Genomic DNA, 14701 nt, shown 5'->3' with positions numbered 1-14701 from the left:
GCCGCCGCCGGCAGCGTCTCGCGCTCGCCGGAGCGGCGATCCCAGAGCTCGACGTCGCCGTCGGCGGCGCCGCGTCCGACGACGAGCAGCTGCGGCACACCGAGGAGCTCGGCATCGCCGAACTTCACACCGGGCGACACCTTCGGCCGGTCGTCGTAGAGCACGTCGAAGCCCGCTGCCTCGAGCTGCCCGGTGACGCTCTCCGCGAGCTCGTACGGCTCGCCGCCCTTGCCTGTCGCGACGATGTGGATGTCGTACGGGGCGATCGACTCGGGCCAGATCAGGCCCTTGTCATCGCTGAACAGCTCGGCGATGAGCGCGAGCACGCGCGTGACTCCGATGCCGTACGACCCCATCGTCACCGTGACGAGCTTGCCGTTCTCGTTGAGCACCTTCAGCCCGAGCGCGTCGGCGTACTTGCGTCCGAGCTGGAAGATGTGCCCGATCTCCATACCGCGCGCACGCGTCACGGGCCCTGAGCCGTCGGGTGCCTGGTCGCCGTCGCGGACCTCTGCGATCTCTGCGATGCCGTCTGCGACGAAGTCCCTCCCCGCGACCAGGTGGGCCACGTGCCTGCCCTTCTCGTTCGCGCCGGTCGCCCACGACGTGCCGTCGACCACGCGGGGGTCGAGCAGGTACTCGATGCGCGCTTCGGGGTTCTCCTCCACGACCCGGTCGTCGAGGCCGAGCTGCTGACCCTCCCTGCCGCTGGCGTGATTGCTCCCCACCGGGCCGATGTAGCCGGGAACGAGCTCAGGGCCGAACAGGGCCTTCGCCTTCTTCAGCTGCTCTTCGCCGGCCATCTCCACCTCGTAGCCTGCGAAGGCGACCTCGGCGCGCTTCATGTCCACGGCGCGGTCACCGGGAATGCCGACGACGACGAGCTTCGTCCTCCGAATCGGCTCAGCGTCCTTGCCGCCGCCGAGCTCGGTCCATGTCAGCGCGAGCACGACGTTCTTGAGAGTGTCGGACGCCTGCCATGCGCGGCCGTCGCCCCGAGGCGAGGTCGCGTTCAGGTGGTCGACGAGAGTGTCGATCGTCGGGGTGTCGGCTTCCGGCAGCAGCCGGGGCTCAGCCAGCCCGTCGAACGGCACCGGCTCGGGTGCCGTCGTGGTGAACGCTTCGACGTTCGCCGCATAGCCGCCCTCGCTGCGCACGAACGTGTCCTCTCCGACGGCTGTCGGATGCAGGAACTCCTCGCTGCGCGAACCGCCCATCGCGCCCGCGTCGGCTTTGACGATCGCGTACTCGACACCGAGCCGCTGGAAGATGCGCTCGTACGCCGCACGCTGGGCGTCATAGCTGGCGTCGAGCCCCGCGTCGTCGACGTCGAAGGAGTAGGCGTCCTTCATCGTGAACTCGCGACCGCGCAGCAGACCGGCGCGCGGACGGGCCTCGTCGCGGTACTTGTCCTGGATCTGGAAGATCGACAGCGGCAGGTCCTTGTACGAGTTGAACAGGTCCTTCACGAGCAGAGTGAAGGCCTCCTCATGGGTCGGTGCGAGCAGGTAGTCGGCCCCGTGGCGGTCCTTCAGACGGAGAAGGGCGTCGCCGTACTCCTCCCAGCGGCCCGTCACCTCGTACGGCTCACGCGGCATCATCGCGGGGAAGTGCACCTCCTGCGCGCCGGCGGCGGCCATCTCCTCGCGCACGATCTGCTCGAGCTTCGTCTTCACGCGCAGACCGAGCGGCAGCCACGCGAAGATGCCAGGCGCCTGGCGCCGGATGTACCCGGCGCGCACGAGCAGCCGATGGCTGCGCACTTCGGCGTCGGCGGGATCCTCACGGAGTGTGCGGACGAAGAGCTGAGAGAGACGAGTGACCACGAGACGAGTCTATGGCGTGCCCGCCCGCGTCGCCTACGCGCGCCCGGTGTCCGTCGGGGCCTGCTCCCCGCCGCGCGGGCGCGGTGCAGGCACCAGCTTGAGCCCGACCACGGCGCCGACGATGCCTGCCACGAAGAGCACCCGCAGGAACGTGACAGGTTCCGCCCCCGTCAGCATGGCGTACGCCACGGTGAGCGCAGCTCCGGTTCCGGTCCACACTGCATATGCCGTGCCGATCGGGATCGTCTTCGTCGCCCAGCCGAGGCCGAGCATGCTCAGCGCGAGCGCGACGAGGAACGCGATCGTCGGCACGGGCCGCGAGAACCCTTCGCTGTCACCGAGCGCAGTCGCCCATACTGCCTCGAGCACGGCACTGACCAGAAGTGCGATCCACGCCACCTCAGCTCACCGCCTTCAGCCCGATCACGCTGCCGATCAGCAGCACGAGCAGCGCGGTGCGAATGAGCGAGAGCCTCTCCTGCTTGCGCACCACCGCAAGCACCACGGTCAGCACTGCGCCGATTCCGACCCACACCGCGTACGACGTGCCCGTCGGCAGCGTGTTCATCGCGAACGCCAGACCCGCCATGCTGGCAACCAGCGCGACGAAGAACACGACCGTCGGCACCGCCTTCTTGAAGCCCTTGGACGCTCCGAGCGCCGTGGCCCACACGGCCTCGAGCATGCCCGATGCGATCAGCACGGCCCACGCCATCACTGCCACCTTTCTCGCACGACTGTACGAGAAGAGGCTAGCACGTTCCCGCACAACTGTGCGACTATGGAGCCATGCCAAGGACGATGGACCAGGACGAGCGCGATCGTGCGGTCGTCGCCGCAGCGTGGCGAGTGATCGAAACCGAGGGCGTCGCGGCACTGTCCGTGCGCCGGGTCGCGGCCGAGGCCGGGATCGCGCCGAGTTCGCTTCGCTACCTCTTCCCGACGCAGGCATCCGTACGCGCTCGTGCGATCACGGCAGCCGGTGAGCGCATCCGCGCGCGAATCGAGGCGCTCCCGACGGACGTGCATGCGCACGAGTGGGCGAGAGCGGCGCTGCTCGAACTGCTTCCGCTCGACGACGAGCGCCGCACCGAGATGAGCGTCACCATCGCGCTCGGCGTGGCTGCGAAGGCTGATCCGGCGCTGCAGCCCCTTCGGCGCACCCTCGACGGCGAGGTGCGCGCGGTCTGCGCACGGGCCGCCATCGCCGTCGGTCTCACCGACCCCCGCGACATCGACGCGCTGCACGCACTGATCGACGGCCTCGCCCTGCACCTCATCGTCCAGGACCCCGCAGAGGAGTCCGCCTGGGCAACCGCTGCCCTCGATCACTGGCTTCCCGAGAACGCAGGCCCACTCCGCCGCGCCGCCTGCTCGACCGCCGGCAGAAGCGCCTCGGCGGTGCGGCGGTAGCCCGCGGCGCTGGGGTGGAACCGGTCAAGACTGAACATGCCGTCCGGATCATCGCGGAACGCCGTTCTCAGCGCCCTCCGCAGGCTCACAGGAACAGCGCCCGCGTGCCGCGCGGCCCGCGTCTGAGCGATCGCCATGTGCTGCGACATCCGCGACATGATGCCTCGCAGCGGCTGCGGCACCGGCCGGATCGCGCCGAGATCGGGGCAGGTGCCGACGACCACGCGCGTGCCGAGATCGCGCAGGCGCCGGATGGCGCGGTGGAGCTGCCCCGCGGCGACGGCCGGGTAGACGAGATGCGTGACGTCGTTGCCGCCGACGATGACGACGGCGACATCCGGTCGGTAGTCACCAGGCAGCGCATCGAGCTGCCCCTCCAGGGCCTTCGACTCCGACCCGACGACCGCAGCCGTGCACAGCCTGACCGGTCGCGACATCCGGCGCGCCAGCCCCTTCGCCACGCGTCCGCCGAGGGTCTGCTTGCGATGCTCCACTCCGAGGCCCGCCGCGAGCGAGTCGCCCAGCACGAGCAGTTCGATCGGCTCTCCGTCGAGCTTGCGGCTCCAGATGCGGTCGGCCGGGATGGAATCCTCACCGAGCGGCTTGCCGATGCGCTCGCGCGCCACGGCCGCCTGGCGCACCAGCAGCGCTCGCACGCCCCACCCAGCGAGGGCCGCCCCGGCGGCGACCGAGGCGATCACGACGCGGCGCGCACGGCTCATAGTCGGATGAGACATCACCTGCGTGAACCGTGCGTGAACGCACCCCTGCTGTCGGCGCGCTCGCGCCCTCAGCCCAGTGCGGGGATCACCCGGCGCTCGAACAGCTCGACGCCGGACCGATCGTAGGCCGCCTCAGGGAAGTAGTGGATGGCGTACCCCAACCCCGCGTCACCGTACGTCGCAAGCTTCTCCGACACCTGCTCGACCGTGCCGACCAACGCACCTGGCAGCCGGTACTGGGCCATGGCTCCTTCGAGCTTGTCGCCGAGATACGGGGCGAGGCGCGCTTCGATCGCGCGCAGCCGGTCCTCGACCTCCGCCTCGGTCTCTGCGATCACGGTGTTGAAGTTCGCCGATCTGGTGATCTCCGCGAAGTCTCGGCCGAGGCGGTCCGTGTGCTCGCGCAGCACGTCGCTCTTGCGGCGGAACGTATCGAGGTCGCCGTGGAAGTTGGTGTGAGAGGCGTACTGCGCCGCGATCTTCAGCGTCACCTTCTCGCCGCCGCCCGCGACCCACAGCGGGATGCCGCCGTCCTGCACGGGCAGCGGGCGCACGATCGCGCCGTCGACGCTGAAGTGACGACCGTCGAGGGTGGCAGAACCCGTCAGCCATGCCTGCTGCATGATGTCCACACCCTCCCGCAGCATCCGGAGCCGTTCCGGCACCTCGGGGAACCCGTATCCGTACGCGCGCCACTCGTGCTCGTACCATCCGCCGCCGATGCCCATCTCGACGCGGCCGCCTGACACGTGATCGACCGTCGCGGCGACCTTGGCCAGGTGGACGGGATTGCGGTACCCCATGCACGTGCACATCTGACCGAGACGCACCCGGCTCGTCGACGCGGCGAAGGCGGACACCAGGGTCCAGGCCTCGTGCGTGGCCTCGTCGCTCGGCACGGGCGTGGTGTGGAAGTGGTCGTACACCCAGACCGACTCCCACGCCCCCTCGTCGGCGCGCTGCACCAGCCGGCGCATCGTCTCCCAGTGCTCGGCCGGATCGATGCCGACCAGGTCGAAGCGCCAGCCCTGTGGAATGAATGTGCCGAATCTCATGCGGCCAGCATACGACCGCCACGACACGCCGGTCACCGCTCGACATCCGATGTTCATCGTGCGAATATCTGCGTATGGACGCAGATACGCAGATGGATGGATTCGGCCAGGCCGATGCCTTCGTCGAGCTCGCGGTCGAGGTCTTCCAGATGCTCGCCGATGCGACCAGGGTGCGGATCGTGATGGCTCTGCGCGGCGCAGGCGAACTGTCCGTGAACCATCTCGCCGACATCGTCGACAAGTCGCCGACTGCGGTGTCGCAGCACCTCGCGAAGCTCCGGATGGCCCGGATGGTCACCACGAGGCAGGTCGGGCAGCGTGTGTTCTACCGACTGCAGGACGACCATGCGACGCAGCTGGTGACACAGGCGATCCAGCAGGCGGAGCATGCAGTCGGAATGCCCCGTCACCACGCTGACATGACGGAGCCCGCCGGGATCGAGGGGGCACCGTGACCCAGAGCCCTCACGACCCACGGCCAGGCGCGACGGCTTGCCCCGACCCTGGTGCCGCTCCCCCGCATGAGCACGCCCGCGGTGTGCGCGGCATCCTCCGCGCCGTCTTCGCGCCGCACGAGCACGACCCCGCGGATGCGATCAACGACGCGCGCGCCGCCAACCGTGCGGGCATTCGAGCCGTCAAGGTCAGCCTCGTGCTGCTGCTGGCGATCACGGCGGCACAGGCGATCGTGATCGCCTTCACCGGTTCGGTCGCACTGATCGCCGACACGCTGCACAGTCTCGCCGACGCACTCACGGCGATTCCGCTGTGGATCGCATTCGTGCTCGCCAGGCGCCGCCCGACCCGCACCCACACGTACGGTCTGGGCCGCGCGGAGGATCTCGGCGGCATCGTGATCGTGCTGGCGATCGCTGCGTCCGCAGCGCTGGCGATCTGGCAGGCGATCGACAGGATCGCCCATCCGCAGCCGGTGCAGAATCTCGCCCTCGTCATCGCGGCCGGAGGGATCGGCTTCGTCGGGAACGAGCTCATCGCCACCTACCGCATCCGGGTCGGGCGTCGCATCGGCTCGGCCTCCCTCGTCGCCGACGGCGTGCACGCCCGCACCGACGGGTTCACCTCACTCGCCGTGGTCGCTGGAGGCATCGGCGTCGCGGCCGGCTTCCCCCTCGCCGATCCCATCGTCGGCCTGCTGATCGGCACCATGCTCGTGGTGATGCTGATCGGCACCGCGAGATCCGTCATCCGAAGACTGCTCGACGGCGTCGACGCCGACCTCGTCTCCCGCGCCGAGATCGCCCTCTCCCACGTGGCAGGCATCGAGCATGTCGGCCACGTTCGACTTCGCTGGGTGGGCCACCGCCTGCACGGCGAGGCCTGCATCACCGCCGAGGCGGCGTCCCTCGCCGAGGCCGAGCAGGTCAGGGCGAACGTCGTCGCCGAGGCCAGAGAGCACCTCCCCCATCTCGACGAGTTCACCGTCGAGGTGCATCCGCCCACGCACGGCGGCCCGGCGCCGCACTCCCTCACTGCGGCACTGTGACCGACAGCGCTGCGAGGCTGCCGAACACGTCATCCGGCGTGCTTTCTGCTGGTCAGGCAACGCGTGTCCCGTGAAACCTCCGGCCCGCATGAAGTACAGCGCGGGGCGAGGACGGAGCAAGCCCGCCCGTCGCCCCGTGCCGATCACTCCGCGAGGTTGTCGCTGAACGAAGTGTCGACGTAGAGTTCCGGGTCGAGCGGCTCGTCGTATTCCAGCGCGCCGAGTTCAAGCCACACGCGCTCCATCGTGGCCAGCTGATCCGGCAGCGGCTTCAGATCCGGCTCCCAGTGGTACAGAGGAACCGAGGCGACTTCGTCCGGAGTCTGACCCGTTGCGTCACCGATGATCTCGAGGTTCTCATCGGAGTAGCGCGCATCGCCCTGCAGGTCCTGTGCCGCGCGCGCGATCGCAGCGAAGAACGCTTGTGCTTGCTCAGTCTCGGCGAACTGGCCGCCGTAGATGACGCCGGTGCCCGACGTGCCTTCCGGGGTCGTCCAGAGCATGTCGGCCGTTCCGTCTTCCACCGCCTGCCCCCAGAACGGCGCGGATGCGAACGCGGCATCGATACCGCCGGTCTCCAGCCCTGCCGGGACATCGGGGTTGGAGAGGTTGACGAACTCGACGTCGGATGCCGAAAGGCCCGCTTCTTCGAGTGCCTGCGAGACGTAGAAGGCGCTTGTGGCTGCGTCTCCGCCCAGTGCGCCGATCTTGTGCCCCGCCAGATCGGCGACGGATGAGATCTCGCCCGAATCGATCAGATCACGGCGAACGACCAGCGCTGACGCAGGTTCTTCGCCTTCGGGACCGGCTACTCCCATCGAGCCGACGACGCGGACGTCGAGCCCCGTCTCGATCGCACTGAACATTCCGGCGGAGAAGCCAGCTGCGACCACGTCGAGCTTGCCGCTGGACGCCAAGGGGATCGCGTCTTGGCCGGACTTCACGTTCTCGATGTTCACGTCGAGGCCTTCCTCCTCGAAGTACCCCTTCGCGTCGGCGACATAGATCGGGGCGAATATCGACAGCTGTACGATGCCGACTTCGATTGTCGCGGCATCGTCGCCGCCTTCCGAATCTCCCGCGCAGCCCACGAGGGCCGTCACGGCGATCAATGCCGCACTCGCTGCGGCGATCTTTCGCTTCATTTGCGCTCCTTCTTGGTTGCGGCGCCGGCACGGCGCCATGGGACAAGTGCTCGTTCGAGCAGGATGATGAGCCCAGTGACACTCGCCCCGATCAGCGCCACTGTGATGAGCCCCACGAACATCGTGGCCGGCTGGAAGAGCTGCCATGAGTTCCAGATCAGGTAGCCGAGCCCTTCGTTCGATGCCACGAACTCCACCGCCGTGATGACGATCACCGCCATACCGGCGGACACCCGCAGGCCCGTCATGATCGCCGGCAGCGCGCCGGGCAGCAGCACATGTCGGAACAGGTTCATTCCCTTGGCCTTGTAGGCGCGTGCGGCCTCCAGGATGCGCGCATCGATCTGCATGATGCCGCTGAGGGTATTGATCTGCACGACGAAGAACACGCTGATGGCGACCGAGAGGATCTTCGGCGTCTCGGTGAGCCCGAAGATCAGCAGAAGCAGCGGAAGGATGGCGATCTTCGGCAATGCGTACAGCGCGGTGAACGTCGGCTCGAGCGCGGCGCGAACGGGGCGCCATAAGCCCATCAGTAGGCCGACCACGATGCCGGCAGCAGAGCCGGCGATGAAGCCGACTGCGAGTCGAGCGATCGTCGCGCCGACGTGGATCCAGAGGTCGCCGGAAGCGACCATCTCCCATCCCCTGATGCCGATGGCCGACGGCGGGCTGTACAGGCGCGAATCGATCAGCCCGGTCTGCGCCGCGATCTCCCACAGGGTGAGCAGCAGGATCGGTGTCGCAATCGCAAGGCCGAGGTCGCGAGTCTTCAGGCGACGCGCGCGCCGATACTGGCGTTCGACCGCTGCTTCGAGATCAGCGTCACTTCCTGACGGGTGTGACGTGGTCAGAGGTGTTGTGCTCATGTCATTCCTCACTTGAAGCTCAGAGAGGCCTGGACCTCGTCGCGCAGCGATTCCCAGATGTCCTGCTTCATGCGGGCGAACTCGGGATCAGCCTCGATCGCGGTCGAGCGGGGACGTTCGAACGGGATATCGATGACCTCCTTGACCTGACCAGGGCGTGCCGACATCATCACGATCTGGTCCCCAAGGAGCAGAGCCTCTTCGATCGAGTGCGTCACGAGCACGACGGTCTTGCGCTCGGCTTCCCAGAGCGAGACGAGCTGCTCCTGCATCAGGATGCGCGTCTGCGCGTCAAGAGCACCGAGCGGCTCATCCATCAGCAGGGACGGCGATCCCGTCGCAAAGGCGCGTGCAATGGCGATGCGCTGCCTCATGCCCCCGGAGAGCTGGTGCGGATACGCGCCTTCGAAGCCCACAAGTCCGACTTTGCCGATCCATTCGCGCGCGGTCTCCTCGCGCCTCGATTTGGAGACGCCCGCCATCTGCTCACCGAACGCGACATTCTGGAGCACGTTGAACCAGGGGAACACCCCGTGCTCCTGGAACACGAATGCCGAACGAGGAACGCGATCGACCTTCAGATTGTGCACGATCTCGCCCGTCGTTGCGCTCTCGAGCTCGCCGAGAATTCGCAGCAGCGTCGATTTCCCGCAACCGGACGGACCGACGATGCATGTCAACGAACCTTCTCTTAGCGACAGGTCGATGTTACGCAGCGCTTGCACCGTCGTCGCGCCGGGGAACACTTTGGACACCCCACGAACTTCGAACGCCGTGGCCGTGGATTCTGCTGTCATGATTGCTCTCGCTCTGCAAAGGGGATGAAACGGGGAGGCTCAGCCGAACAGAACTCGCCGCCGATGAAGCGACGCTCCCATTCGCTGAGGCCGATGGTCTGATCATGCGCTGAGCGCTCTGCCAGCGCCGACGCGTACACAGCCGCATCATCCTGCGGCTCATAGCCGATCGCTCGCCCGCCGCGCGGTGAAAGATACCCAGCGCTGTTTGCCGACACTCCCCAGACGAGACGGTATCCGGGGCGGGAGATCATGAGCGATGCATGCACGAGCCGCGTCGCGTCATCTGGAGACAGCCAGGTGCTCAGCATCCGCTCATCCATCGGCCGAGGGAACCGCGAGGCGATACGCAGGCAGACCACGTCGATACCGTGCCTATCGTTATACAGGGCACCGAGGGACTCGAGCATCGCCTTGCTCGCGCCGTAGAAGGTGTCTGGCCGCGCGGCCACATCGTCCGGGACGAACTCGCCCTCCGGGGGCACGGGCACGAAGCCAGCAGCGTGGATCGAACTGGCAAGTACCACTCGGCTGATGCCTTCAATGCGCGCAGCCTCAAGAATCGCCTGGGTTCCATCGACGTTGACCGCGAGGATGTCCTGCCACGGTGCCTCCAGCGGGATACCGGCGAGGTGAACGATGACGTCGCTCGAGGCGACAGCCGCCGCGAGTTCCTCCCGGTCGGTGATCGAGCATTCGACGGTGCGGACTTCTTCGGGGAGTGCCGACAACGGTCGCTCATCTATCGCAGTGATGCGATGCCCGCGCTCGAGAAGCCCAGGAATGACATCGGCGGCGAGAGAACCGGCCGCACCTGTCAAGGCAACACGAAGTCCGCCGGTCACAGCAGCGCTCCCTGGCGCTCCAGCTCCGCTCTCGTACGCCCGAGGTCGCGGGTCCTGCCGTCTGCGTAGACAGCGGCTGCAACGCCCGCCGCATGCCCCGTCGCGAAGGACGTCCCCATCACGCGCAACGATGCGTATGCGCGTTGGTCGGAGCTCGTGAGCCGGCCACCGGCCCACAGATTCTCCGTCGTATCCGACGCGATCGCACCGTACGGGATGCCGTACCACCCCTTCTCCGCGATCCCGCCGTACTCGGTGACACCAGGTGATACGTGATTCTCCATCGGCCATCCACATCGCGCAATGCCATCGTCCAGCCGCTTCCGTCCGGCCGTGACGTCGCCGGCCGTTACAGCGTCGACTCCTCGCAGACGCCTGGTCTCTCTGATCCCGATCTGCGGGCCTGTGGCCGCGAGGAACGCATCCTGCCAGCCGGGCATCTTCGCGCGGAACGCGTGCATGTACTCCGCGGCCATGCGGCGGGCATCCATCTCAGCGGCGGTGAGCTCACGAACATCGAGGGCGTCACGATGCTGATCCGCCAGAAGCAGCATCACCTCGCGCGAGACGGGCATGCGCACGGCGATGCCGCTGGTGCGCACAATCTCCGTCCGATGTGAATCCCGATACGCAGTAACGGCCTCGTCCATGTCTGTCTGTGCCAATGAAGCGTCCTCACAGACATTTCCGACGCGCATCACGAGGGTTGACGCCTGACGCTCCGCAACGGGCGACAGCAGGCTTCCCGCGCCCGCTGCGGCGATGAGCTCTCCGTCGCCGCTCGCGTCGACGAACGCTCGCGCGACGAGGTTGACGCGGCCTCCTCGATGTACGACTTCCGCAGAACTGATACGAGAGCCGTCGTCGACGGCAGCGCTGATGAGTCTGCTGTGCAGGAACACGTCGACGCCTGCCTCTGAGACCAGCTGATCGTAGGTCGCCTTCACCGTCTCCAGGTCGAGCAGGACGACGGTGTTGCCCGTCTCGGGCAGAGTGTGCGTGCGGTACATGCTCTCCGTGTCGAGCCGATCGAGCATCAGCTGTCCGACCCCCCGCACGACTTGCGTGCGGGTCTGGTCGAAGAACCCGCAGTGAGTCAGGACGGAACCGTTCGTCGCGGCCCCGCCGAGGAATCCGTACTGTTCGACCAGGGCGACACGCGCCCCCGCCTGACTCGCGCCGATCGCGGCTGAGATCCCCGCGGAACCTCCACCGATGACGACCACGTCGTATGTCGTGTTCTCCGAATTCATCGCTTCCCTGCGTCTCGTCGGTCCCGTCCTCTGTGACGGGTGCATAGGGCTCCACTTTGACACGCCAACAGCTATACGTCCAATGCCGATCTGTTGACCCACCCATGCCTTGAACGCATGCTTGAAAGCATGGAGCTCCGACAGCTGAAGTACTTCGCTAAAGCAGCCGAACTGCGTTCCGTGAGCCGCGCTGCCGTCGCCCTGCACGTCACCCAGCCATCCCTGAGCAGACAGATCGCGGCGCTGGAGCGCGAGCTCGACTGCACGTTGTTCGACAGAACGGCGCGCGGCCTCGCGCCGACTCCGCAGGGCCGCGCTCTCAAGGCGCACATCGACGTCGTACTCACGCAGGTGCGGCGCATCCCCGAAGTCGTCTCGGAAGCGGCCGAGGAGCGCGAGGTCGTCAACGTCGGTGTGCCCCAGGGGCTGCCGCACGCGTGGGCCGAACCGGTGATGAGCAGCATCGAAGAGCGGTTCCCCCATCTTCGACTCTCGTTGCACGAGGGGACCACCGAGGATCAGCGCCAACAGGTGCAGACCGGCCTGCTCGAACTGGGCCTCATCCACCTTGACGCGCCCGAACTGCACACCAAGCACGTACTCACCCAACGAATGGGGCTCGCCGTACCTCCTGGATCAACGGTGGCCAGGCTCACGGAAGTCGGATACCGCGAAATGGATGGGATGACCATCATGGCCCACGCCGCGGGCGAGCTCGCCGTTGAACAGTCGGATTTCATCACCGCCGCGGACGCTGAAGGGGCACACGTGCGCTGGATCTTCCGTCGCTTCTCCGCGTACAGCGGCCTCATTGCACGCACCGCAGGGGTCGACGGCGTGCTCTCGACGCGCACATCGACTTACAGGCATCTTCCCGACTGGGCCTGGATTCCTCTGCGAAGCGGCCTCACCGGAGCTGCGTTACACACCTGGATCTCATGGCGCGCGGAACTCTCCCCCCTTCTCACCGACGTTGTCGACGTGATAGCGGCCGGTCCGACGGACTCCGCGCTCGGGTGATCACCGTCGGATATCCGACCGCAGCCGTCGCCACCTCCGCCCACCACGGCGCGGCACGCCCTGGCACCCGTACCGAGCCTGGAAGGCTTGGCGCGAATCGCTGAAGCGCTACCCGAGACGACGAGCACCCGACCTGAGGCGATCAGATGCGGCGGGTACGCAATCGCGGCTCCGTCTGCGGCACCTGCTGAATCGCCAATCTGGGTCGTTCGAACACGAGGCACCGGATATCAAGACCGCCGGGGTATGTGCGACGTGCGATGCCGCGAAGCAAGCCATCGAGTTCACCCCGTTCCCCACTGTCGCGAGAGGCGTCGGGCCCGACCTCCTGAGTTGATACCGGCTTGATACCACTGCTCTGTGGCCGCGAAACTCCAGCTCCCGGCAGATCTCGACCACGCACTCGAGACGATCGCCGCGGCCCAGCATGTGATCGACGTCGCAAGCAGTCGCATCGAACTCGATGCATCGACCGCGTGGTTCACAGCTCGGATCGCACCCTGCTGAGCGCGGACGGAGACCGAAGACTCTTCCCCGGCGCGACGAGTCGCCGTACCCTGCCCGTATGGCGACCTTGGACGACGTGGCGCGGCTCGCCGAATCGCTGCCTGACGTCACGATGCGCCCCGCATGGGGCAACCGGATGTGGCGAGTGCACGATCGCGGCTTCGCCTGGGAGCGCCCGCTGAACCGGACCGATCACGGCGCGCTCGGCGATGCCGCGCCGAACGGCGAGATCGCCGCCGCCCGCGTGGAGCACGACATCGCGAAGCAGGCCATGGTCTCATCCGAGCCGGAGCGCTTCTTCACGATCCCGCACTTCGACGGCTACGCCGCCGTGCTGATACGGCTCGAGGCGATCGATGTCGACCGTCTGCGCGAGGTCGTCGTCGACGCATGGCTCGACCGTGCCCCGAAGCGACTCGCTTCCGCCTACCTCGAGGAGAACCCACCCGGCTGACCCGGTGCGGCCTCAGGAGGTGACGACCTGCGCCGTGCCGAGGGCGGCATCCGGGCCCATCTCGTCGGCGATGCGGTTCGCCTCCTGGATCAGGGTCTCGACGATGTCCGCCTCCGGCACGGTCTTGACGACCTCGCCCTTGACGAAGATCTGGCCCTTGCCGTTTCCGCTGGCCACGCCGAGGTCGGCATCGCGTGCCTCTCCCGGTCCGTTCACGACGCAGCCCATCACGGCTACGCGCAGCGGCACGGTCATGTCCTTGAGCCCCTCTGTCACGCTGTCGGCGAGCGAGTACACGTCCACCTGGGCGCGACCGCACGAGGGGCACGAGACGATCTCGAGTGTGCGCTCGCGAAGGTTCAGCGACTGCAGGATCTGGTGACCGACCTTGACCTCCTCGGCCGGAGGCGCAGACAGCGAGACCCTGATGGTGTCTCCGATGCCCTCGCCGAGCAGGATGCCGAATGCCGTCGCCGACTTGATCGTGCCCTGGAACGCCGGGCCCGCCTCGGTGACGCCGAGGTGCAGAGGCCAGTCGCCGCGCTCCGCAAGCAGTCGATAGGCCTTCACCATCACGACGGGGTCGTTGTGCTTGACCGAGATCTTGAAGTCGTGGAAGTCGTGCTCCTCGAACAGGCTCGCCTCCCACACCGCCGACTCGGCGAGCGCCTCCGGCGTCGCCTTGCCGTACTTCTCCAGCAGTCGCCTGTCGAGCGATCCGGCGTTCACACCGATGCGCAGACTGACGCCGGCGTCCTTCGCCGCTTTCGCGATCTCGCCGACGCGGTCGTCGAACTTGCGGATGTTGCCCGGGTTGACGCGCACGGCGCCGCATCCGGCATCGATCGCCTCGAAGACGTACTTCGGTTGGAAGTGGATGTCGGCGATGACCGGGATCTGACTCTTCATCGCAATGATCTTGAGCGCCTCGGCGTCTTTGTCAGTCGGGCACGCGACGCGCACGATCTCGCATCCGGATGCCGTCAGCTCGGCGATCTGCTGCAGCGTCGCATTGATGTCGTGCGTTTTGGTCGTGGTCATCGACTGCACCGAGACGGGCGCGTTGCCGCCGACCTTCACCTTGCCCACGTCGATCTGCCGCGACTTGCGGCGCGGGGCGAGGACATCCGGCACGGAGGGGATTCCGAGGTTCACAGCTGGCACCCCCTCAGCCTACGACTCCTCGGGTGCAGGAAGGCTGTCAGCCGTTCACATGACGACAGTTGTCCCTTGTGCGTCTCCAGACCGACGCTTCGCGTCAGGTGAAGAACCGCGCCGAATGCGGTTGGTT

The 14701-nt window shown here is 67.2% G+C and carries 17 protein-coding genes; 6 read left to right on the top strand and 11 right to left on the bottom strand.

The genetic code is table 11. The features are described from left to right. The 3 genes from CIK77_RS16365 to CIK77_RS16355 all read right to left on the bottom strand — a co-directional run. Window positions 1–1826, bottom strand: a 1826-nt coding sequence (locus CIK77_RS16365; protein ID WP_114347289.1) for a proline--tRNA ligase, incomplete at its 3' end; no start/stop codon positions are given. A 33-nt stretch (window positions 1827–1859) separates the two neighbouring features. Next, window positions 1860–2225 carry a DMT family transporter gene (locus CIK77_RS16360; RefSeq protein ID WP_087056428.1) on the bottom strand — a complete coding sequence of 122 codons (366 nt, stop codon included), beginning with the start codon at window positions 2223–2225 and terminating at the stop codon, window positions 1860–1862. 1 nt (window position 2226) lies between these two features. Further along, window positions 2227–2541: a DMT family transporter gene (locus tag CIK77_RS16355; protein ID WP_087056427.1), complete on the bottom strand. Its 315-nt coding sequence runs from the start codon at window positions 2539–2541 to the stop codon at window positions 2227–2229. Between the two features lie 74 nt (window positions 2542–2615). Between CIK77_RS16355 and CIK77_RS16350 the strand changes: the two genes are divergently transcribed. Further along, window positions 2616–3239: a TetR/AcrR family transcriptional regulator gene (locus CIK77_RS16350; protein ID WP_087056426.1), complete on the top strand. Its 624-nt coding sequence runs from the start codon at window positions 2616–2618 to the stop codon at window positions 3237–3239. On the opposite strand, the gene CIK77_RS16345 is transcribed toward CIK77_RS16350, so the two are convergent. Both CIK77_RS16345 and CIK77_RS16340 read right to left on the bottom strand, forming a co-directional pair. Then, complete coding sequence (locus CIK77_RS16345; RefSeq protein WP_087056425.1) at window positions 3155–3961, bottom strand: SGNH/GDSL hydrolase family protein; 807 nt, start codon at window positions 3959–3961, stop codon at window positions 3155–3157. The genes CIK77_RS16350 and CIK77_RS16345 overlap by 85 nt on opposite strands. 68 nt (window positions 3962–4029) lie before the next feature. Further along, a complete protein-coding gene (locus CIK77_RS16340) occupies window positions 4030–5016 on the bottom strand; it encodes a TIGR03560 family F420-dependent LLM class oxidoreductase (protein WP_087056613.1) in 987 nt (328 codons plus the stop codon). 74 nt (window positions 5017–5090) lie between these two features. On the opposite strand from CIK77_RS16340, the gene CIK77_RS16335 reads away from it, so the two are divergent. Then, a complete protein-coding gene (locus CIK77_RS16335; RefSeq protein ID WP_087056424.1) occupies window positions 5091–5471 on the top strand; it encodes an ArsR/SmtB family transcription factor in 381 nt (126 codons plus the stop codon). Beyond that, the gene (locus tag CIK77_RS16330; RefSeq protein WP_249268726.1) at window positions 5468–6520 is read left to right on the top strand and encodes a cation diffusion facilitator family transporter; all 1053 of its coding nucleotides are present in this window, start codon (window positions 5468–5470) and stop codon (window positions 6518–6520) included. The genes CIK77_RS16335 and CIK77_RS16330 overlap by 4 nt, the downstream gene beginning before the upstream one ends. Before the next feature lie 143 nt (window positions 6521–6663). Here the strand turns inward: CIK77_RS16330 and CIK77_RS16325 are convergent, their stop codons facing one another. The 5 genes from CIK77_RS16325 to CIK77_RS16305 are packed head-to-tail and all read right to left on the bottom strand — an operon-like array spanning window position 6664 to window position 11429. Beyond that, window positions 6664–7665 (bottom strand): ABC transporter substrate-binding protein, encoded by a 1002-nt coding sequence (locus tag CIK77_RS16325; protein ID WP_087056423.1) that lies wholly within the window; start codon window positions 7663–7665, stop codon window positions 6664–6666. After that, a complete protein-coding gene (locus CIK77_RS16320) occupies window positions 7662–8534 on the bottom strand; it encodes an ABC transporter permease (protein WP_087056422.1) in 873 nt (290 codons plus the stop codon). The genes CIK77_RS16325 and CIK77_RS16320 overlap by 4 nt, the downstream gene beginning before the upstream one ends. Before the next feature lie 8 nt (window positions 8535–8542). Beyond that, a complete protein-coding gene (locus CIK77_RS16315) occupies window positions 8543–9331 on the bottom strand; it encodes an ABC transporter ATP-binding protein (protein WP_087056421.1) in 789 nt (262 codons plus the stop codon). Continuing rightward, window positions 9328–10176 (bottom strand): NAD-dependent epimerase/dehydratase family protein, encoded by an 849-nt coding sequence (locus tag CIK77_RS16310; RefSeq protein WP_087056420.1) that lies wholly within the window; start codon window positions 10174–10176, stop codon window positions 9328–9330. Before CIK77_RS16310 ends, CIK77_RS16315 begins: the two co-directional genes overlap by 4 nt. Beyond that, window positions 10173–11429, bottom strand: a complete 1257-nt coding sequence (locus CIK77_RS16305) for an FAD-dependent oxidoreductase (protein ID WP_087056419.1) — start codon at window positions 11427–11429, stop codon at window positions 10173–10175. Before CIK77_RS16305 ends, CIK77_RS16310 begins: the two co-directional genes overlap by 4 nt. A gap of 129 nt (window positions 11430–11558) precedes the next feature. Between CIK77_RS16305 and CIK77_RS16300 the strand changes: the two genes are divergently transcribed. The 3 genes from CIK77_RS16300 (at window position 11559) to CIK77_RS16295 (ending at window position 13410) form a co-directional block, all read left to right on the top strand. Then, a complete protein-coding gene (locus CIK77_RS16300; protein ID WP_087056418.1) occupies window positions 11559–12449 on the top strand; it encodes a LysR family transcriptional regulator in 891 nt (296 codons plus the stop codon). A 360-nt stretch (window positions 12450–12809) separates the two neighbouring features. Then, window positions 12810–12956, top strand: coding sequence for a hypothetical protein (locus tag CIK77_RS17790; protein ID WP_170934254.1), 147 nt, complete (start codon window positions 12810–12812; stop codon window positions 12954–12956). 58 nt (window positions 12957–13014) lie between these two features. Further along, complete coding sequence (locus CIK77_RS16295) at window positions 13015–13410, top strand: MmcQ/YjbR family DNA-binding protein (protein ID WP_087056417.1); 396 nt, start codon at window positions 13015–13017, stop codon at window positions 13408–13410. Window positions 13411–13422: 12 nt separating this feature from the next. Here CIK77_RS16295 and ispG read toward each other — a convergent pair whose 3' ends face one another. Continuing rightward, window positions 13423–14553 (bottom strand): flavodoxin-dependent (E)-4-hydroxy-3-methylbut-2-enyl-diphosphate synthase, encoded by a 1131-nt coding sequence (gene ispG, locus CIK77_RS16290; RefSeq protein WP_087056611.1) that lies wholly within the window; start codon window positions 14551–14553, stop codon window positions 13423–13425. Window positions 14554–14701 lie beyond the last annotated feature (148 nt).

This window comes from Microbacterium sp. JB110 (assembly GCF_003335195.1).
In the GTDB taxonomy this organism is placed as follows: Bacteria; Actinomycetota; Actinomycetes; order Actinomycetales; family Microbacteriaceae; genus Microbacterium.
Note: the sequence above shows the minus strand (reverse complement) of the source record. Positions and strands in the feature narration are given on the sequence as shown.